This window comes from Streptomyces sp. NPDC044061 (genome assembly GCF_056434305.1).
The window spans coordinates 1-1,012 of record NZ_JBWKFL010000199.1; the positions used below are offsets into that span (position 1 = coordinate 1).

Here is a 1,012-nt window from a genome sequence, read left to right on the forward strand (position 1 = left end):
CGGCTGAGCGAGCTCGGATCATCCTGGCGTGTGCTGACGGGATGTCGAATGCTGGTGCTGCTCAGGCGGTCGGGGCCGGCGTGAAGACGGTCCGCAAGTGGCGGGGGAAGTTCGCCGCTGAGCGGCTGGCGGGGCTAGAGGATGAGGGGCCTATCGGCCGGCCGAAGTCTGAGCTGGTCCTGACCGAGGACGAGCGGGCCCAGTTGGTGCGCTGGTCGCGGAGGGCGAAGACGGCCCAGTACCTCGCGCTGCGAGCGAAGATTGTGCTGCGGTGCGCGGAGGGCGTGACGAACAAGCAGGTCGCGGCCCATCTGGGGGTGGACCAGTCGACCGTGGACCGTTGGCGGGCCCGTTTCGTGGCCGATCGCCTCGACGGCCTGCAAGACGAACCACGCACCGGCAGGCCGCCCTCGATCCTGCTCGACCAGGTCGAAGACGTCATCGTCGCGACCCTGGAATCCACGCCGGGCAAGGACACCCACTGGTCGCGCGCCTCCATGGCCGCCCGCACTGGACTGTCGAAGTCCACCATCGGCAGGATCTGGAAGAAGTTCGACCTCAAGCCGCACCTGCAGGACGCCTTCAAACTCTCCACCGACCCGCAGTTCGTCGACAAGGTCGTCGATGTGGTCGGGCTGTATCACAACCCGCCTGAGAAGGCAGTGGTGTTATGCGTGGATGAGAAGAGCCAGATCCAGGCGCTGGACCGGTCCCAGCCGGTGCTGCCGATGATGCCGGGCATGCCCGAACGGCGTACCCACGACTACCTGCGGCACGGCATCACCAGCCTGTTCGCCGCCTTCAACATTGCTGATGGCACCGTCATCGGTGAACTTCATCGCCGCCACCGGGCCATCGAGTTCAAGAAGTTCCTGACCGCCATAGACAAGACCGTTCCCGCCGGCCTTGACGTGCACTTGGTCTGCGACAACTACGTCACCCACAAGACCCCCGAGATCCAGAAGTGGCTCGCCCGGCACCCCCGCTTCCACGTCCACTTCACGCCGACCGG

At 65.9% G+C, this 1,012-nt stretch carries 1 protein-coding gene; it reads left to right on the forward strand.

All coding sequences use genetic code 11. The features are described 5' to 3' along the window. Positions 1 to 41 precede the first annotated feature (41 nt). The coding region (locus AC07CM_RS51075) for an IS630 family transposase (protein WP_478883387.1) at positions 42 to 1,012 on the forward strand (971 nt) is incomplete at its 3' end.